This window comes from Dyadobacter sp. OTU695 (genome assembly GCF_038440355.1).
Taxonomy (GTDB): domain Bacteria; phylum Bacteroidota; class Bacteroidia; order Cytophagales; family Spirosomataceae; genus Dyadobacter.
On sequence record NZ_JASATN010000003.1, the window covers coordinates 16,665 to 32,958 of the forward strand.

A 16,294-nucleotide genomic window follows, 5' to 3' on the forward strand; every position below is an offset into this window, starting at 1 on the left:
CGGTTTTGTGTACGCCCAAATGTAAATGCGGGGGCTGAGAGCCGCCCGTTAAATAAAGTTAAACTTCGTGCTTTTTGGGAAATGCGAGCCAGATGAAGTAACCGGTCAGAATTACGATCGCCGTTTGCATCGAGTAGTCGATCAGCAGATCAGTCGATGCGAGGGTGTCGGAAGGTGTCATGTAGCACGGCATGCCGAGCCGCCACCAGTAGGATGGATGCACCACGCAAAGCAGGTTGAATACGAAAAGTATCGTAACCTGTGTTTTGTTCTTCCAGTCAATGACATAGAGGACCAGCGGTAGCAGGAAGAGGAAGATGTAGTTACTGTAAGCGCTCTGTTGTACGATCATCATCGTAGCATATAAAACGATCCAGACTTTCGACAGCATTACCCGGAAATCGGCATGCCGGAGGCGCCATGCGGAAATGCAAGCCAAGCCTACCGATGCAACCAGGCCTATCCAGTTCCAAAACTTTTCCCCGACGCCTATCGAGTTGTAAAACCAGGGATTCAGGACCGAAGGAATATTCGGGGCCCGTAATGTTTTGGCTTCGTCCAAAGGCTGCATGAACTCGAATCCGACGAGCGGGTATAATATGCCGAGCGAGACAATGCCGATAATGGCGATCGGAATGACGAAACGGACCTTTTGTTTTTCCAGTAGAAACAAAGGCACCATGATCAGCACGAAAATAGCTTTCGTCATTAACAAACCAATGCCCAATACGATCGCGTACCACTCTACGCGCAATGTGCGTTCACGCAGAAGATAAGCAAGGATCACGAACAGCCACATCCATACATCTTCCTGGGCTCCTATGATGCAAAGCACGAGCGAGCCCGGCAGCAGCAGATAAATGAGCGCCCGGAACAGGAATGTGCCGCGAGTTTGGAATGGCCTGAAAAAATGGTACGAGGCCAGCAATGCAATGCCATCCATTACCGCCATCGTCAGCACGATCATTTTGGGGCTATACCAAAGTTTCAGCCACAGGCCAAGAAAATAGGCGTAAAGCGGTGAGTAAGGCGACCAGAAATCGCGGTACACGACCTGTCCCAGCGATGCCTTACTACCTTCGTCCCAGAAGCCGTTCACGTCCGAGGTAGGCTCCATATTGGCTACCAGGTACACGGCAATGAATGGCAGAAGCCGGAGCAATACCCATGCTACTGCCAGTACGGTATTCGCGGATTTTTTTTCGAGCCAGTCGGTAAGTGATTCCCTTTTAAAAAGCAATGCAGCGGTAACCAACAGCGCGGCAATGCTGATGACGGTTTTGGCAAGGACTATGTTCATGCCGTTGCCAGGTTTTGGGAGGGAACCACCTTTCGGTATGTTTCGCGAAGCACCCAGAGGAAACAGAGTACATTCAGGATTTGCAGCACATACTCGAACAGGTACGACGCGTTCCCGAACATGCCCAATGACGTGTACGCGGGCTGTTTGATATACACCCACACAAAAGGCTGCACAACCGTGAGCCAGTTCAGCGCGAGCAGGACCACGACATGAGCGGTTTTGCGGATATCGATGATTTCAAACAAAACGGCCATCAGGTACGCGATCACGTACGCGCCCATAGCACTAGCCTGAAAAAGCATCATGCACACGAAGCAGGCGATAAAAATGCCCGGTAATACTTCACTGATATGTCGGTGCCGTGCTTTCAATGCCATGTAAACGGGAATAAACACGGTAAACAGCAATCCGAACCAGTTGATCAGCGTTGACTTCTTTTCATCTACATGGAAAACCAGCTCCACAAACGGCCGGAGAACTGAAAATAAGTTGGGTGTCATCAACTGCTCGGTATGCCGGATCGGCATCAGGAAGAGATCGCCGATCTGCCAGTAGAGAAAGCCCACAGCAGGTAAGCCAATGGCAGCCATGACGAGCAGCATTTTGATCGGTTTTTTGACCATTACCAGCAATGCAGGCAGCAAAAAGATGAAGGTCACTTTTATGGTGAGCAATGTCATCGCATATAATATCCCGATCCCGACCTCGTAGTTGCTCCGGTTTTTGATTGTATACCGCCAGATAAGCAGCGCCGCGCCCCAGAACCACACTTCTTCCTGTCCATCTACGAGTATGTACATGAATGCAGCCGGGAGCATGTAGTAAATTGTGGCCAGTTGCAGCGCTTTCGGACTTCTGCCTTTATAAGTATCGTAAGTAAGCCAGAGAATGGCGGTCTCCATCAATACCATAAAAAGTACGATCGCACGGGCATTGTGCCAGATCCAGACCGGGATGCTGATAATGTAAGCGTAAAGTGGCGCGTGGTACGACCAGAAATCGCGGTAGACGAAACCGCCCGCCTTGGCGCCTTCTGCCTTGTAAAAAAAGAAAGGAATATCGCCCCGCGGCTCCTCGTTGATAATGAGGAAAATGCCGATCCAGGGAATGAGCCGGAAGAGCACAAAGCCTAATGTGAAGATCAGTTTATCGTTTTCCCGCTGCCATTTTGAGAAGAGATCCGAACGGCTGATAGTCCAGATAATTCCGATAGTCAATGCAAGGTTGATGAGCAGCTTAATATAAAAAACGGTAAGAACGGGCATGGGTAATCTGTCGTGATCCGGCCGCAAACTTAAGACAAGTTTTCTTCAAAACGACCAGCAAAACCCAAAGTTTTAATTGGTTAGGGAATTGTATGCTTGCATACTGTATTGGTAAATCCTATTTTTGAAAATCTTCATCCACAAAAATCAATGTCTTCTATGTCAGCTTCCCAACCACTTACCGGAATGGATTTCAACCTTAGTGAAGAACACCTGGCAGTGCAGGCGGCCACGCGTGACTTTGCACAAACCGAGTTGTTGCCCGGCGTAATAGAACGTGATAATGCCCAGCATTTCGATCCGGCATTACTGCGTAAAATGGCTGATTTAGGCCTTTTGGGCATGATGGTTGCACCGGAGTACGGTGGCGGGGGGATGGATACGCTGGCATATGTGATAGCTGTGGAGGAAATATCGAAGGTCGATGCGTCGGCTGGTGTGATCGTGTCGGTAAACAATTCGCTGGTGTGCTGGGGGTTGGAAAAGTATGGTACGGAGGAACAAAAGCAGCAGTACCTGACACGCCTGGCATCTGGCGAGGTCATCGGTGCATTCTGTCTGTCGGAGCCCGAAGCCGGTTCCGACGCCACTTCACAACACACGACTGCGATACCAAACGGAGACCATTATTTATTGAACGGCACGAAAAACTGGATCACCAACGGTAACACCTCGTCGGTGTGCATCGTAATTGCCCAGACACACCCTGAGCTGAAACACAAAGGCATTAATGCATTCCTTGTCGAGAAGGGTTGGGCGGGGTTTTCAATAGGTAAAAAGGAAGATAAAATGGGTATAAGAGCTTCTGACACACACACTTTGATGTTTTCGGATGTGAAAGTACCAGCGGAGAACAGGATCGGGGAGGATGGCTTTGGTTTCAGGTATGCCATGAACGTGCTCAACGGCGGGCGTATCGGGATAGCGGCGCAGGCGTTGGGAATTGCGGCGGGGGCTTTTGAACTTTCCTTGAAATATTCCAAGGAGCGGAAGACGTTCGGCAAACCCATCGCCGAACATCAGGCGATCCAGTTCAAATTGTCGGAAATGGCTGTGAAAATTGAAGCTGCTCGGTTACTTGTTTATAAGGCAGCCCGGTTGAAGGATGAAGGAAAGGACTATATACAAGCCGCAGCCATGGCAAAATTGTATGCATCCGAAGTCGCGATGTGGGTGACAACAGAAGCCGTCCAGGTGCATGGGGGCTACGGTTACGTGAAGGAATACCACGTCGAACGCCACATGCGCGACGCTAAAATCACACAGATTTATGAAGGTACCTCCGAAATCCAAAAATTAGTGATCGCCCGGGAGCTTCTTAAATAATTAGTAATTCCCTTAAAAGTCGATTTTATTCTGAATCTTGGATTTAAATAATATCAAAATATCACTTTTTTTTAAATTTTTGTGAAACTATACTTGTATTAGTTTTGTACAATTTATTAGATTTGTACAAAATTTGAATAATCGGTCAAAACGGCCCCTTAAATATATCAAGTATGGAAGACTATAATAAGATTATTGAGTCGTTGGGAGTGAAATTCGTGAAGGCCCGTCATATCAGGATTTTACAGCCCATCACGATTAAAAATTTCTATGACGTACAGAACTCCCTGACCATTCTGTACGATGGCGAGGTTTCTTTCGGTTCGGAAGAGTCGCAAAAGGTTGAGGAAGGGGATATGCTCTTTATTCCGGGAGGTAAGCACGCTACGGTTACTTATGGTAATGGTGCGTCAGCCAAAACCGTATCGAACGAGGAGTTCATGACCAACCGCGACAACTATATCGAAGCGGGCCACGACCCTGCATTGATCGGGAAGTTACCTAACTCGTTCGGTCTGATATCTTTCGAAGCCAAGGTATTCGATACCGTGAACTTCTTCACTTCCCTGGACGTGCCTCCGTTCCTGATCAAACGCGACGACCAGATCGCCGCGACGATCAACCAGATCCTGACGGAAGATATGCTCGATACCCCAGGAAAAGGCCGTATCATCAAGATCAAAACCGAAGAGGTAGTGATCGAGATCATCCGTTATATTTTGAAGAACAAACTGTTCGTGGAGCAGCTCGTAACCAACAGTACCTATTTCAAAGATCCTCGTCTGATCGATATTTTCGCGTACATTAAGGACAACCTGGGCGGCGACCTGTCGAACAAGGTGCTGGCCAACGTAGCGAACGTTTCTGAGGACTATGTAGGTCAATATTTCAAAATGCTGACCGGTATCAACCCACAAGATTATATCGAGTACCAGCGCATGGAAAAGGCTGTGGATCTGCTCCGCACGTCGAAGAAAAGCATCCGCGCGATCGGTTCCGATGTGGGTTACAAAGACACCGCCTATTTCTGCCGCCGCTTCAAGATGATGTTCGGTATCCCGGCCGGAAAAATGCGCCGTCGCGAATCGCTGATGAATGTTTAGAATGTAATGTTAGACTATAATTGAAAAAGAGAACTGGTTCCGGTTCTCTTTTTTTATGTCCTGATATTACTGCGCGGGTGTAAGTTGGGCAGCCGTAACCCTCCATTTCCCGCCCAAGCGCACGCATACGGTCGTGTACGCAACATTGCCATTGAAGCCGTTATTCTGGATCCTCGCGCTCACATTCCAAAAACCCTGTACAACGGCCACATCCCCGTACGTGCGCGTGCGTGTGCCCGTGAGCATACCCGAGTCGATGACGATGTAGCCCTGCCCGATCGCCTGCTGCAACGCGCGTCCGTCGATCGTCTGGCCATTGAAACTGGTGACAGTAAAATCATTTGAAATGAGATTGGTGATGGCTGTGGCATCCTCATCCAGCAATGCCTTGAAAAACAGTTCGGAACAATCCGTGCCATCGACAGGCTGTGGGGCGTTGTTTTGCGCGGATGCGGCAAGCGGAGCAAATGCCAGGAGGAAAATGATCAGGAGTTGTTTCATGTCGGATGGTCAGGTGTTGTCAGAAAGGTCAGGTCTTGTTTGGGTTCGGCAGCATGTGTAAGCAAATAGTGAAAATCTCGTCTTGTGTGGCTAGATTCGCGTCTGTTTTCCATGAACGAATCAGTACAATGAAATTATCAATAAAAATCCTTCTTACCGCGCTGATCTGTATTGTTGCCGCCTGTTCGGGTGCTCCGGATAAATTAGGCAATCTGGACCTTAAAAAATGGCGCAGCGACCGCGGAGGTTGCAATGACGTGCGCAAAGGCCTGGAAGGCGATTTTAAGAATGTTGAAAAAGAATTGAAGGGAAAGTTTGCCGATACGATCGGAGAGATACTGGGCAGGCCGGATATTCATCAACTCGGCGAGCGCAACACCAAGTTTTACGTCTATTTTCTGGAAAAGGGCCCGCAATGCGAGAACATGCAAGCCAAATCGAATGCCCGTAAGGTACTTCTGAAATTCAATGCAGTGGGGTTGCTTTCGGAGATCACATACCAGGACCGCCCGCTTTGAGCAAAGCAAGCCGGATTATTCTCATCACAAATAAAACTTCTTGATTTTAATAAGCTGCTCCACCGGCTCCGGCACCATGTACCGGATCGACTGACCTTTTTTAATGCAGGCGCGAAGGAATGTAGCTGAAATATCCAGCAACGGCGCTTCCACGAATTTCACATTCGGATGGTTCGCAAATGCGTGTGCTTTTGAGTTGGGCCTTGGATAAACATACAGGCCTGTGTATTCAAGAATTTTCTCGTAGTTCTTCCAATTCGGAAATTGTGCCAGGTTATCTTCCCCCATAATCAGCTTGAACTGGTGCTGTGGAAATTTTTCCTGCAAGCGCACGAGCGTATCGATCGTGTAGCTCGGCTTGGGCATATGGAACTCAATGTCGTTGGCCCGAAGCAGTGTATTGTCCGAAATAGCCCGCTGCACAAGATCGAAACGGTCGAATTCGTGCAGGAGGCTGTTATTTTTCTTGAATGGATTTTGCGGGCTCACGATAAACCACACCTGTTCGAGGTCCGTCGTGGTAGCCATCGTGTTGGCGATGATCAAATGCCCGACATGGATTGGATTGAACGATCCGAAAAACAGGCCGATCTTCATCGCTGAAAATTAATTAGGATTGAATGAATGCCTGAACCAGCTCTTCTGCTTTGACCAGGGTTTCTTCCAGATGATCGTTGACGAGAACCCGGTCAAACTCATGTTCAAAGCTCTGCTCGTAGCGGACCTTTGCCAGGCGTGTAGCGAGTGTTTCGGGAGTTTCGGTGCCGCGACGGGCCAGGCGGCGTTTGATTTCTTCGTCGGAGGTAACTTTCACAAACACGGCGAGTGCGGCGTCGCCATATGCCTCTTTCAATTTAAGCCCTCCTTTCACGTCCACATCAAAAAGAACGTGTTTGCCTTCGTCCCAAAGGCGTTGTATTTCAGCTTTAAGGGTGCCGTAGTAGTTGCCGGCGTAAACTTCCTCCCATTCCGCAAACTGCTGATCTGCGATTTTCTGACGGAAATCCTGCAAGGTCAGAAAGTAGTAATCCTTGCCGTCCACCTCGTGTTCGCGCCGTGGACGCGTACATGCCGAGACTGAAAATGCCAGTTGCTGTGTGTATTTATTTAAAAGATGCCTTACGATGGTGGTCTTTCCGGATCCGGAAGGGGCAGAAAATATGATAAGCTTGCCTTTCACTCGAACAGATTAACTGTTAATTTTTGAAATAATCGTATTGAGAATGCTCTCAGGGCAAGGCTTCTTGACAATCTTGTTGTTGAGGGAATCCTTGATGCACTTTTCCAGTCGGTATGATTCGATACAAGGGATGCATTTGTCCATGTTTTCGCGGAAGTGGTCCTTCTCTGCTTCGCTCGCCTCGTCATCCAGGATAGCCTGAATGATTTTCATACACTCAGCATGATGCTCGCAGGTATGCTTCATTTGTTTTTGCGCAACTTCTGTTACAGAAGGCGTCGTGGAAGATGCATTCATTAGTTAAAATGAAAAAAGAATAATGGAATATATGTACAGTTGTACCCTATAACCGAAGAGGTTGCAAAAAAAGTTTCACAACCTATGAATCATATCCCATTGAGCTCGCGTAGCTTCTGAGTTTTTCTTTCAGGAGGTTACGTGCGCGGTGCAATCTGGACCTCACCGTTCCGATAGGAATGTCCAGGATCTTGGCCATCTCTTCGTAGGTGAAACCTTCGATGTCACAGAGTATGATGACCGTTCTGAAGTCGACAGGCAGGGCGTTGAGGGCATTGGCAACCTCGTCGCCGATCAGTTCCTGTACAGCATCAGCACGGAGATCTACGGTATAAGTGGTATCGGATGCTTCCTCGGAATTATAGGTCGTTTCAACTTCCTGATAATCAACTTTGGAAGGTTCTTTACTTTTTTTACGGTAGTCGTTGATGAAGCTGTTTTTGAGGATCCTGAAAAGCCAGGCTTTGGCATTCGTACCCTGCTCGAAAGAAGATATAAAACGGAACGCCTTCAGATATGTATCTTGAACCAGGTCATTGGCATCGTCTTCGTCCATGGTAAGTCGGAAGGCGAAGTTGTACATGGAGTCAATGTGTGGCATGAACTCACGGTTAAATACTTCATAACGAAGATCATCCGTGTATTCATTAGTCGTGAGCGTTTCTGACATGGCAACTAACATAGGAATGCTGAATTTACAAAGATTAATAACAGCTCCAATTCGTACAAATTAAAATTTGATAAATGGCTGATTGGAGCGCCTTAACTGCCGTTATTTCACGATAAAATTAAAAAGAGATGGGATTAACTTTTTTCCCAAACGGTGTCGCCTCCTATCGTTAATTCAATGTCAATACATCAAATTTCGAGCCAAAAAGAAGGCTACGCCAAAATGTCATGCTATCGTTTGGAGAAGAGTTCCAGCAGGATAATCAGGATAGTAGTGAACAAAGTGCTGGCACCGATGCGGATAAGCGTATAAAGGATCATTCCAAAATTATTCATCTCCATCAGGAACAGCATGGAATGGTGCAGCAGGACCAGCGGAAGGATATACGAAACGAAAGCGCCGAACCCTTGTGCTCGTATGCCCACCTCCGCGCGCTCGGCCCCGCGCGACTTCATCTGGTAATGGATCAGGAATGGCCTGAGATAGGCAATCAGTACTGTCGCTGAGGCATGCATGCCGAAGGTATTCGAGAAAACATCGACTACAAAGCCAATCGCGAAGGCTATCAGCAATGTATACATCCGGTCCATGTCCGCAGGCAGCAGCAGAACGGCCGCAATGTAAATGAAGCAGAACGCGTAGTTGAACAGCACGATATTCCGCATGAAGAAGATCTGCAAAAACAGGTAAAGCAGGATCATCAGGGAATATTGTATCGCCTCGCGTAAGCTCATTTTTTCAGTTCTATGGTTCTTGATTTAAGGTTTTCCTGTTCTACAAGTTGGTGATTTTGTACCACATACACGTATGACAGGTTCCGGAAGTCGGTTGCCAGTTTGAGCACGATGTTGTAGAACGTCTGGTTCGGATTGACCGTCACGCTCTCCACCTTTCCAACCATGATATTAGGAGGAAAAACAGAGTTTTGGTCCGAAGTCACCGCCGAATCCCCCTTGAAAACCCTGGTATACTTCGAAACATCGATCATGTCGATGAAATTGGGATCTTTCCCTGCCCATTTGGCGTAGCCGATTTCCTTGCTGCGCACTAATTTGGACGAAACCATGAAGTTCGAATGCAGGATCGAGGTGATCACCGAATAATGCTCGGAACAGAACCGTACCTTACCGACGACGCCCGTAGCGGAAATGACGCCCATTCCGGGTTTAATGCCATGCGCCATGCCCTTGTCGATCGTGATGACATTGTTGGCTTTATTGGTTTCGTTGTCGACCACTTTGGCAACCGTGTAGGTAAACCGGGCCGCGAATGCCGAATCCGGCACATAACCTGTTGGTAACTGGCTCGGATTGATCTGGCTCAGCCTGGCGACCTGCGCGTGCAAATGCGCATTTTCACTCGCGAGGTCGGCATTGATCTCGTCGAGCTTGGTATAGTCGCGCACTGAGTTCGAAAACGCGAGTGTTTTGGCAACGTAGTAGTTCGAAGTATTGAAATAGGTAGCTCCCCAGTACGTGTTGTTGCGCACGATCATCCAGACACTGAGCACTTCCAGCAACACAAAAACCAAAAAGAAACGATTCCGGACAACGAAATCAACGAGTTGGAGCATGGGGTTAAATGTTCACGCGCAGCCCTTCAACTGTGAGTGCTACCATCCTACGAAATCAGTACAGGCTTGTATAGTTCGAGGTTTTTGAGGACTTCCCCGGTACCTTTTACAACCGCTTTCAACGGATCGTCGGCGATATGCACGGGCAGCTTGGTTTTCTGGGCGATACGTCTGTCGAGGCCGTGGATCAATGCGCCGCCGCCCGTAAGGTAAATACCGTTTTTGAAAATATCCGCAGAAAGCTCGGGAGGAGATATTTCGAGGGCTTTCATGACGCCCTCTTCAATTTTGGAGATCGATTTATCGAGAGAATAAGCGATTTCGCTGTAAGTGACACGGATTTCCTTTGGAATACCTGTCATAAGGTCACGGCCACGGATCTGGTAGTCATCCAAGGGAATCTCCAGTTCGGGGGAGGCGGAACCAATGGCCATTTTGATCAGTTCCGCAGAACGCTCGCCGATCAGCAGGTTATGCTCGCGGCGCATGTAATCGACAATGTCACGGGTGAAAACATCGCCCGCAATACGTACCGATTGCTCGCAGACGATACCCGACAATGCGATTACCGCGATTTCCGTGGTACCACCGCCGATATCGACGATCATTACGCCATTTGGCTGTGTGATATCGATGCCGATACCGATCGCAGCGGCAATGGGTTCGTGCACCATATATACCTCCTTGGCGCCCGCATGTTCGCAGGAATCTTTTACTGCACGTTTCTCAACTTCGGTAATTCCGGAAGGAATACAAACTACCATACGGTGGGAAGGAGTGAAGAAACGGCTGCCGGTGTCGATCATTTTGATCATGCCCCGGATCATCATTTCGGCCGCTGTGAAGTCGGCGATCACCCCGTCTTTCAACGGGCGGATTGTTTTTATATTCTCATTGGTCTTCTCGTGCATTTGCATTGCTGTGTGCCCGATCGCCAGCACTTTGCCCGTGGTTTTATCCATAGCAATGATCGACGGTTCATCAACAACAACAGTATCTTTATGGATGATCAAAGTATTTGCAGTACCCAAATCGATCGCTATATCGCTCGTCAAAAAATCAAACAATCCCATATATAATTTTAAAAACTTTTGCCCACTTTGATTTCAGGATGGCAAAATTACAGATTATTAACCACAAACAAAGGCATTTAAAAAATTTCGGTATGTGGTATCCGAAGGGCGTAAAACTAGTTGCTGGGGTGCTCTCAAACGGCTTTCCAGCGGCTTTCCGGGAGGTCGAAATCATGGAATTTACAAATCCTGCGTACATTTGTTTTCACTATGGGAATCAGATCAATTTTGAGCAGGCCGCTGGCCCGTTACATTGTCAGGCAGCAACAGGAATGGATCGCGCGAAGTGTTGAAGTTCAGGAAAAGTGGAGAGCGGAACTGGTGTCGAAAGCGGCCGGAACGCAGTTTGGCAAAGACCATTTTTTCAAGGATATTCATAGCTATTCCGATTTCAGGGAGGCTGTTCCGGTACATGATTATGAAGATCTGAAACCTTACGTCGAGAGAATAAAATCAGGCGAAAGTGATATTTTGTGGCCTGGTAAGCCATTGTATTTTGCAAAGACTTCGGGAACAACGTCCGGCACCAAATACATCCCGATTTCGAAAGACTCGATCTCCAACCACATCGACTCGGCGCGTAATGCCATTTTGACGTATATTGAAGAGACACAAAAGTCTGATTTTCTGGATAATAAACTAATTTTCCTCTCTGGCAGTCCCATACTGACAGACACCAGTGGGGTACTGACAGGCCGCTTGTCGGGCATTTCAAACCACCACGTGCCTTCGTACCTGCGCGCGAACCAGCTCCCGAGTTACGAAACCAATTGTATCGAGGACTGGGAAACCAAGCTCGACAAGATCATCGATGAAACACTTGACCAGCGGATGTCGCTCATTTCCGGCATTCCGCCGTGGGTACAAATGTATTTCGACCGCATTATCGAACGTACCGGCAAGAAGATTAAAGACGTTTTCCCTGATTTCTCTCTTTTTATATACGGCGGTGTAAATTTCGAACCCTATCGCGCCAAATTGTTCGAATCCATAGGCAAACCGATTGATTCTATCGAGCTATATCCTGCTTCGGAAGGCTTCCTGGCTTACCAGGACAAGCAGAGTGAAGAAGGTTTACTGCTTTTGCTGGATACCGGTATCTTTTTCGAATTCATTCCGGTAGAAAACTACTTCGATGAAAATCCGCGCCGTTTATCCATCGGCGAGGTGGAAGTAGGCAGGAATTATGCGGTAATTATCAATAATAATGCGGGCCTTTGGGGCTATTCACTCGGCGACACTGTCAAGTTTGTGTCGACTGATCCTTACAAAGTGTTGGTAACGGGGCGTATCAAGCATTTTATTTCTGCATTCGGTGAGCATGTTATTGGCGAGGAAATTGAAAAAGCATTGAAATACGCATTGGAACGACATCCTGAAACCGAAGTGGTGGAATTGACCGTTGCGCCGATGGTAAATTCCGTCGACGGCGGCCTTCCTTATCATGAATGGCTGGTAGAATTTGCCACCCGCCCAAACGATATGGAACAATTTGCGAACGATCTCGACCGTCGCCTGACAGAACTGAATATTTACTATAAGGACCTGATCACGGGCAGCATTCTGCGTCGGCTGGAACTTGTACCATTGCGTAAAAATTCATTTATCGATTACATGCGCGCCAACGGCAAGCTGGGCGGCCAGAACAAAGTTCCACGCCTCTCCAACGACCGCAAGATCGCCGACGAACTTACCCGGCTGAACCATCATTAATCCGAACCTATTTGTGAGAATGCGATGAAAAAAAGAGTAGCAATTTTAGGTTCGACCGGTTCTATCGGTACCCAGGCCCTGGAAGTGATCGCTGCCAACCCGGAAATCTTCTCGGTTTCGGTGTTAACGGCAGGCGGCAATGCCGATTTGCTCATAGAACAAGCCGTGAAATTCAAGCCGGAAGAGGTCGTTATTTGCAATGAAAAGCATTACGAAAGGGTAAAAGCGGCCCTTTTTCCATTCAGTATCAAGGTTTACAGCAGCGCATCCGCACTGGCTTCGGTGGTAGAATCGGATCATGTGGATGTGGTACTGACCGCGATGGTCGGTTATGCGGGCCTTTTACCTACCATTCATGCAATCAAAGCCGGAAAAGATATAGCATTAGCCAATAAGGAGACGCTCGTGGTAGCCGGTGAACTGATCACCGCATTGGCAAAAAAGCATCGTGTCAGCATCTACCCGGTTGATTCGGAGCACTCGGCCATTTTCCAATGCCTTGCGGGAGAGTCGGAGAATGCGATTGAAAAAATCATATTGACCGCATCAGGTGGCCCGTTCCGGGGCAAAGACCGGGAGTTTCTCGCACACGTGACGAAAGCGCAGGCGCTCAAACACCCGAATTGGACGATGGGCGCAAAGATTACCATCGACTCGGCAACGTTGATGAACAAGGGGCTGGAAGTAATCGAAGCAAAATGGCTTTTTGATTTGAGTGCTTCGCAAATAGACGTGATCGTGCATCCGCAGAGCATCGTGCACTCGCTCGTTCAGTTTGAAGACGGGAGTATCAAGGCACAAATGGGGCTGCCGGATATGAAACTGCCCATTCAGTATGCATTATATTATCCGCAGCGTTTGAAATCTGACTTTCCGCGTTTCAATTTCATGGATTACCCTTCTCTCTCTTTTGAAAAGCCAGATTTGGAGACTTTTCGTAACCTCGCAATCGCTTATGAAGCATTGGAAAAAGGGGGAAATGCGGCTTGTATTGTCAATGCAGCCAATGAAATTGCCGTTGACGCATTCCTCCATGATAAGATAGGATTTCTGGATATTTCGGACGTTATTGTCGAAAGCCTTGCCAAAATCGCGTTCATAGGGAATCCTTCAATAGGGGATTACGTTGAGACGAACGAAGCGACAAGGCGTTTTGCTTCTGAAATGATACAGATTAAAGTGTAGATGAAAACCACCTTTTTGAAATACTTGTCTGTTGCGCTTGCCAGTACATTGAAATTCTTCGGAGGGCCGATTGCGGGGGTTGTGCTTAAACTGACCTGGATAGAAACCGCACTTTGTTCGGCGGTAGGGATGATGTTCAGCGTGTTCGTGCTCACATACGTAGGCGGCGCGATCCGGAACCTTATTCAGAAATACCGGAAATCTCCACCCAAAAAATTCACGAAAACCAATCGTATTGCCGTCAACATCTGGCGTAAATTCGGGATCGTAGGCATCGCATTTCTTACGCCCCCGCTTTTCACACCACTTTTCGGGCCTATTCTGGCCGTCGCATTCCGTGTGCCAAAAGGCTCGATCTTCATGTGGATGTCCGCAAGCGCGCTCGTATGGGGACTGGCGATCTCTTACATCGCCCATAAAATGACGTTTATCCAGGAGTGGATCAAATGAGAAGTATTACCTGCTGACCTCCTTCTTTGGTGCAGTTGTTTTCTTCATAAAGTCACCTTGCGAGAAGTATTTCTCGATGAGGCAGTACATCAATATAAAGAAATACCGGCTGCCCATTTCCTTGATTTTCAGCTTCGACTCGCCGTATTTCCGGTTGGTCCAGCTATTTGGCACGACGGCGTAGTTGTAGCCGCGGACCATTGCTTTTAATGGAAGTTCAATGGTCAAATTGAAGTGAGGTGCCAGGAATGGCTTGATACCTTCGATTGTTTCCCGCTTGTATAGCTTGAATGCATTGGTAGTATCATTGTATTTAATGCCCATTACCATGCGCACGATCGCATTGGCCACCCGGTTGATTACCTTTTTCAAAGCCGGATAGTCGATTACCTTACCGCCCTTTTCCCAGCGTGAGCCAAAAACGCAGTCATAGTCGCCTTCCAGCATTTTATAATAGAACTTCACAAGGTCCTCGGGATCGTCGGACATGTCGGCCATGAAAACGGCCACGCAATCCCCTTTGAAGCGTTCGAGACCGTAGCGTACCGCGTAACCGAAACCGTTCGGACCGGGATTGGTATAGTAAACCAGCGTAGGGATTTGAAGGGAAAGCTCGTCCAGCACACGCAATGTCCCATCCTTCGAATTGTCGTTGGTGACGCAGATTTCGTGGGGGATATTGTACTTATTTAATGTATTGTGTAAAGATACAAGCGTGTGAGTGATCGATTCTTCTTCGTTATATGCTGGTATTACGACGCTTAGCTTCATAAATGTGATAAGTGTTAAACAGTACAAATTAAAGATTATTAATTCGAACTGCCAATTTTTTCAAGGCTGGCAAGGAGCTCGTCGTAGCGTTGCAGGGTCCTGGCCACAGTCGCATTATAGCGCCCACCGAGCCATTTACCTACATTCACAAACATTTCCTTTCTGTTTTGTAAAAACTTAAAATTGGTATGTGCATGTACGTTGCTCAGGCCTGCGCTATGCTTGCGGTAGACGCCCATAACGTCATTCAAATAGCCGATTTTGCCCTTTGCAGCCAACTGGAACATGATTGCCCAGTCGCCGGCCGCTGCTCTGGCGTGCCATTCGGCAAAGTCTTCGGTGAGAAAATGGTTGCGATAAACCCAGCTGGCGGTGGCCATAAACCATCTGTCTTCGAGGAGATCTTCAATGGTTGAAACAGCTTTTTGATCGGCCGCATTGAAGAAATGCGAGGGAGAGCCATCTTCGTAAATGACCTGCATATTGTGATGGCAAACGGCGAAATCAGGGTTTTGATCCAGGAAATCTACTTGCTTTTGCAGTTTCAGCGGATCGGTCCAGTAATCGTCGCCCTCGCACATGGCCACATATTCACCTTTGCAGGCTTTCAGCAGTTGCAGCACATTATTTCTTCCTGCAAACTCACGCGGCTCTTTCGGCCCCTGGTTTTCAGAATGCAGAAAAGCCCGGATGATTCCCGGCGTATCTGCGGAATATTTGCGGATAATTTTCGGCGTCGCGTCAGTAGAAGCATCATCGCCTACCACGATTTCAAAGTCAAAATTGGTTTGCTGCATTAATGCGCCTTCCAGCATTTGACCTATATATTGCTCGTGATTGTACGTCGGGACGCAGACGGAAAGTTTCATTGAATGATATTGGAGGCCTAAATGGCTACTAATTGTTTGACGGAATCGCCGTTGATCTGTTGGAACGACAAGCCATGTACATTTGTAAACGACTTCGCATGTTCGATGGTCATCGAAACGGGATTCCCATTTGCATCCAGATCGACCAGCATGTTCTCGTTCAGATCATCGGTAGCAACGACCGCGTTCTGACTGAAGATGAGCAATAATGTATCCGTATCCTCAAAATATCGAATGTCCATAGCTAGTTTCCGGGTTTGAATGACCTGTCAAAGAATGCATTGTGAATCGTAACGCCGTCTTCTAGCAAAACGATGCGTAAAAATTTTTGGTTCTCCGCGATTTTCGCCCAGCGCCTGATACGTCCGTCGGATTGGATTTCTTCTTTTTCGGGATAATTGAAAACCTGTCCAATCCATTCCAGCTTAATTTCCTGGCGATCCGGCCGATTGCGTGTGAACAGAAAGTACTGCGTAAACTTCATCGGCCGGATCCAT

20 protein-coding genes are annotated in these 16,294 nt (G+C 47.8%); 6 read left to right on the forward strand and 14 right to left on the reverse strand.

Going from position 1 to position 16,294, the window contains the following annotated elements; all coding sequences use genetic code 11:
- Positions 1-58: 58 nt before the first annotated feature.
- Entirely contained in the window at positions 59-1,300 is a 1,242-nt protein-coding gene (locus tag AAHB90_RS07990) for a hypothetical protein (RefSeq protein ID WP_342084418.1), read from the reverse strand.
- Positions 1,297-2,568 carry a hypothetical protein gene (locus AAHB90_RS07995; RefSeq protein ID WP_342084419.1) on the reverse strand — a complete coding sequence of 424 codons (1,272 nt, stop codon included), beginning with the start codon at positions 2,566-2,568 and terminating at the stop codon, positions 1,297-1,299. Before AAHB90_RS07995 ends, AAHB90_RS07990 begins: the two co-directional genes overlap by 4 nt.
- Before the next feature lie 186 nt (positions 2,569-2,754).
- On the opposite strand from AAHB90_RS07995, the gene AAHB90_RS08000 reads away from it, so the two are divergent.
- Both AAHB90_RS08000 and AAHB90_RS08005 read left to right on the forward strand, forming a co-directional pair.
- Positions 2,755-3,894, forward strand: a complete 1,140-nt coding sequence (locus AAHB90_RS08000; protein WP_342084861.1) for an acyl-CoA dehydrogenase — start codon at positions 2,755-2,757, stop codon at positions 3,892-3,894.
- Between the two features lie 173 nt (positions 3,895-4,067).
- Positions 4,068-4,997, forward strand: coding sequence for a helix-turn-helix domain-containing protein (locus AAHB90_RS08005; RefSeq protein ID WP_342084420.1), 930 nt, complete (start codon positions 4,068-4,070; stop codon positions 4,995-4,997).
- 66 nt (positions 4,998-5,063) lie between these two features.
- On the opposite strand, the gene AAHB90_RS08010 is transcribed toward AAHB90_RS08005, so the two are convergent.
- Positions 5,064-5,498, reverse strand: coding sequence for a nuclear transport factor 2 family protein (locus tag AAHB90_RS08010; RefSeq protein WP_342084421.1), 435 nt, complete (start codon positions 5,496-5,498; stop codon positions 5,064-5,066).
- 128 nt (positions 5,499-5,626) lie between these two features.
- Between AAHB90_RS08010 and AAHB90_RS08015 the strand changes: the two genes are divergently transcribed.
- Complete coding sequence (locus AAHB90_RS08015; protein WP_342084422.1) at positions 5,627-6,016, forward strand: hypothetical protein; 390 nt, start codon at positions 5,627-5,629, stop codon at positions 6,014-6,016.
- Positions 6,017-6,040: 24 nt separating this feature from the next.
- Here AAHB90_RS08015 and nadD read toward each other — a convergent pair whose 3' ends face one another.
- The 7 genes from nadD to AAHB90_RS08050 all read right to left on the reverse strand — a co-directional run bounded on the left by nadD (position 6,041) and on the right by AAHB90_RS08050 (position 10,809).
- A complete protein-coding gene (gene nadD, locus AAHB90_RS08020; protein WP_342084423.1) occupies positions 6,041-6,613 on the reverse strand; it encodes a nicotinate (nicotinamide) nucleotide adenylyltransferase in 573 nt (190 codons plus the stop codon).
- A 13-nt stretch (positions 6,614-6,626) separates the two neighbouring features.
- On the reverse strand, positions 6,627-7,196 hold the full coding sequence (gmk, locus tag AAHB90_RS08025; protein ID WP_342084424.1) for a guanylate kinase: 570 nt from the start codon (positions 7,194-7,196) through the stop codon (positions 6,627-6,629).
- 9 nt (positions 7,197-7,205) lie between these two features.
- A complete protein-coding gene (locus tag AAHB90_RS08030; RefSeq protein ID WP_229223373.1) occupies positions 7,206-7,493 on the reverse strand; it encodes a phosphohydrolase in 288 nt (95 codons plus the stop codon).
- Positions 7,494-7,575: 82 nt separating this feature from the next.
- Positions 7,576-8,175 carry a sigma-70 family RNA polymerase sigma factor gene (locus AAHB90_RS08035; protein ID WP_015813277.1) on the reverse strand — a complete coding sequence of 200 codons (600 nt, stop codon included), beginning with the start codon at positions 8,173-8,175 and terminating at the stop codon, positions 7,576-7,578.
- Between the two features lie 218 nt (positions 8,176-8,393).
- The gene (locus tag AAHB90_RS08040; protein ID WP_342084425.1) at positions 8,394-8,897 is read right to left on the reverse strand and encodes a hypothetical protein; all 504 of its coding nucleotides are present in this window, start codon (positions 8,895-8,897) and stop codon (positions 8,394-8,396) included.
- On the reverse strand, positions 8,894-9,736 hold the full coding sequence (gene mreC / locus AAHB90_RS08045; protein ID WP_342084426.1) for a rod shape-determining protein MreC: 843 nt from the start codon (positions 9,734-9,736) through the stop codon (positions 8,894-8,896). The genes AAHB90_RS08040 and mreC overlap by 4 nt, the downstream gene beginning before the upstream one ends.
- Before the next feature lie 47 nt (positions 9,737-9,783).
- Complete coding sequence (locus tag AAHB90_RS08050; protein ID WP_019946014.1) at positions 9,784-10,809, reverse strand: rod shape-determining protein; 1,026 nt, start codon at positions 10,807-10,809, stop codon at positions 9,784-9,786.
- A 210-nt stretch (positions 10,810-11,019) separates the two neighbouring features.
- On the opposite strand from AAHB90_RS08050, the gene AAHB90_RS08055 reads away from it, so the two are divergent.
- The 3 genes from AAHB90_RS08055 to AAHB90_RS08065 are packed head-to-tail and all read left to right on the forward strand — an operon-like array spanning position 11,020 to position 14,157.
- A complete protein-coding gene (locus AAHB90_RS08055) occupies positions 11,020-12,522 on the forward strand; it encodes a GH3 auxin-responsive promoter family protein (RefSeq protein ID WP_342084427.1) in 1,503 nt (500 codons plus the stop codon).
- 24 nt (positions 12,523-12,546) lie between these two features.
- Positions 12,547-13,707 carry a 1-deoxy-D-xylulose-5-phosphate reductoisomerase gene (locus tag AAHB90_RS08060; RefSeq protein ID WP_342084428.1) on the forward strand — a complete coding sequence of 387 codons (1,161 nt, stop codon included), beginning with the start codon at positions 12,547-12,549 and terminating at the stop codon, positions 13,705-13,707.
- Entirely contained in the window at positions 13,708-14,157 is a 450-nt protein-coding gene (locus AAHB90_RS08065) for a hypothetical protein (protein ID WP_342084429.1), read from the forward strand.
- A gap of 6 nt (positions 14,158-14,163) precedes the next feature.
- Here AAHB90_RS08065 and AAHB90_RS08070 read toward each other — a convergent pair whose 3' ends face one another.
- Genes AAHB90_RS08070 through AAHB90_RS08085 form a run of 4 tightly spaced genes read right to left on the reverse strand, consistent with a single transcriptional unit; the run spans position 14,164 to position 16,281 of the window.
- A complete protein-coding gene (locus tag AAHB90_RS08070; protein ID WP_342084430.1) occupies positions 14,164-14,928 on the reverse strand; it encodes a glycosyltransferase family 2 protein in 765 nt (254 codons plus the stop codon).
- 38 nt (positions 14,929-14,966) lie between these two features.
- Entirely contained in the window at positions 14,967-15,797 is an 831-nt protein-coding gene (locus tag AAHB90_RS08075; RefSeq protein WP_342084431.1) for a glycosyltransferase family 2 protein, read from the reverse strand.
- 17 nt (positions 15,798-15,814) lie between these two features.
- Positions 15,815-16,039 (reverse strand): DUF2283 domain-containing protein, encoded by a 225-nt coding sequence (locus AAHB90_RS08080; RefSeq protein WP_342084432.1) that lies wholly within the window; start codon positions 16,037-16,039, stop codon positions 15,815-15,817.
- 2 nt (positions 16,040-16,041) lie between these two features.
- Positions 16,042-16,281 carry a hypothetical protein gene (locus AAHB90_RS08085; RefSeq protein ID WP_342084433.1) on the reverse strand — a complete coding sequence of 80 codons (240 nt, stop codon included), beginning with the start codon at positions 16,279-16,281 and terminating at the stop codon, positions 16,042-16,044.
- Between the last annotated feature and the right edge of the window lie 13 nt (positions 16,282-16,294).

Bases quoted from the DNA above. Each gene is read 5' to 3' on its own strand.
- AAHB90_RS08035 (WP_015813277.1), bottom strand. From the start codon at position 8,175: ATGTTAGTTGCCATGTCAGAAACGCTCACGACTAATGAATACACGGAT.
- AAHB90_RS08080 (WP_342084432.1), bottom strand. From the start codon at position 16,039: ATGGACATTCGATATTTTGAGGATACGGATACATTATTGCTCATCTTC.
- AAHB90_RS08005 (WP_342084420.1), top strand. From the start codon at position 4,068: ATGGAAGACTATAATAAGATTATTGAGTCGTTGGGAGTGAAATTCGTG.
- AAHB90_RS08060 (WP_342084428.1), top strand. From the start codon at position 12,547: ATGAAAAAAAGAGTAGCAATTTTAGGTTCGACCGGTTCTATCGGTACC.
- AAHB90_RS08000 (WP_342084861.1), top strand. From the start codon at position 2,755: ATGGATTTCAACCTTAGTGAAGAACACCTGGCAGTGCAGGCGGCCACG.
- AAHB90_RS08040 (WP_342084425.1), bottom strand. From the start codon at position 8,897: ATGAGCTTACGCGAGGCGATACAATATTCCCTGATGATCCTGCTTTAC.
- AAHB90_RS08050 (WP_019946014.1), bottom strand. From the start codon at position 10,809: ATGGGATTGTTTGATTTTTTGACGAGCGATATAGCGATCGATTTGGGT.
- AAHB90_RS08010 (WP_342084421.1), bottom strand. From the start codon at position 5,498: ATGAAACAACTCCTGATCATTTTCCTCCTGGCATTTGCTCCGCTTGCC.
- AAHB90_RS08085 (WP_342084433.1), bottom strand. From the start codon at position 16,281: ATGAAGTTTACGCAGTACTTTCTGTTCACACGCAATCGGCCGGATCGC.
- AAHB90_RS08030 (WP_229223373.1), bottom strand. From the start codon at position 7,493: ATGAATGCATCTTCCACGACGCCTTCTGTAACAGAAGTTGCGCAAAAA.
- AAHB90_RS08065 (WP_342084429.1), top strand. From the start codon at position 13,708: ATGAAAACCACCTTTTTGAAATACTTGTCTGTTGCGCTTGCCAGTACA.
- AAHB90_RS08070 (WP_342084430.1), bottom strand. From the start codon at position 14,928: ATGAAGCTAAGCGTCGTAATACCAGCATATAACGAAGAAGAATCGATC.
- AAHB90_RS08015 (WP_342084422.1), top strand. From the start codon at position 5,627: ATGAAATTATCAATAAAAATCCTTCTTACCGCGCTGATCTGTATTGTT.
- AAHB90_RS08055 (WP_342084427.1), top strand. From the start codon at position 11,020: ATGGGAATCAGATCAATTTTGAGCAGGCCGCTGGCCCGTTACATTGTC.
- nadD (WP_342084423.1), bottom strand. From the start codon at position 6,613: ATGAAGATCGGCCTGTTTTTCGGATCGTTCAATCCAATCCATGTCGGG.
- AAHB90_RS08075 (WP_342084431.1), bottom strand. From the start codon at position 15,797: ATGAAACTTTCCGTCTGCGTCCCGACGTACAATCACGAGCAATATATA.
- mreC (WP_342084426.1), bottom strand. From the start codon at position 9,736: ATGCTCCAACTCGTTGATTTCGTTGTCCGGAATCGTTTCTTTTTGGTT.
- AAHB90_RS07995 (WP_342084419.1), bottom strand. From the start codon at position 2,568: ATGCCCGTTCTTACCGTTTTTTATATTAAGCTGCTCATCAACCTTGCA.
- AAHB90_RS07990 (WP_342084418.1), bottom strand. From the start codon at position 1,300: ATGAACATAGTCCTTGCCAAAACCGTCATCAGCATTGCCGCGCTGTTG.